Raw genomic sequence first — 648 nt, 5'->3', positions numbered from 1 at the left:
AAGCTGTTTTTCTGCTGTGTATTCTGTACCCTTAATAATACCTTTCCAATTACCAGTATAGCGATCATGCTTCATATCGAGCTTATCCAAACCGTCATATTGATACAACATATGGTGTCTTTCTGGAACAGTTGCACCATCAAGAAGGTACTGAATAATATCTCCTAGCTGGACTTCTTTGCCATCAAGGACTTTCTTTCCAGTTCTATCAAGTGCATGTTTTTCTGGATGTTTTGGTTTCGGTGGCTCTGGTGTACGAGTAATAACCTTGGCAGTCATTTCTTGTTTATTAACAATATTGATGAAAGTATTTTCAATCTTATTACCAGTTTCAATACGCTCGACTTCGATGTAGAAGTCTGCATCGAATGTTCCTTTAACTCCTAGGGAGTTTAGGAAATCTTGGTTGATAACATAAGACCATACCCCTGTTCTCTCGTTCCACTTAACAGTCACAAGTTTCTTGATGAACTCTGAATTGGTACCTTGGTTAAACTCAAATGTAAAGGCATAAGTGCTACCTTTCTCAATCTTATCACCTGCTTTGATAACCTTACCATTTTTCAATGTCACATCATAAGGTAACACAAGCTGTTTTTCTGCTGTGTATTCTGTACCCTTAATAATACCTTTCCAATTACCAGTATA

1 protein-coding gene is annotated in these 648 nt (G+C 37.2%); it reads right to left on the bottom strand.

What is annotated here, in order from left to right:
* A partial coding sequence (locus tag ADI74_RS08030) for an LPXTG cell wall anchor domain-containing protein (RefSeq protein ID WP_049538193.1) occupies window positions 1-648 on the bottom strand: 648 nt, incomplete at both ends.

Origin of the sequence: Streptococcus pseudopneumoniae (assembly GCF_001074565.1) — a bacterium.
Classification (GTDB): Bacteria; Bacillota; Bacilli; order Lactobacillales; family Streptococcaceae; genus Streptococcus; species Streptococcus pseudopneumoniae_J.
The sequence above is the reverse complement of the archived record's forward strand: the minus strand, read 5'-3'. Positions and strand labels throughout refer to the sequence as shown.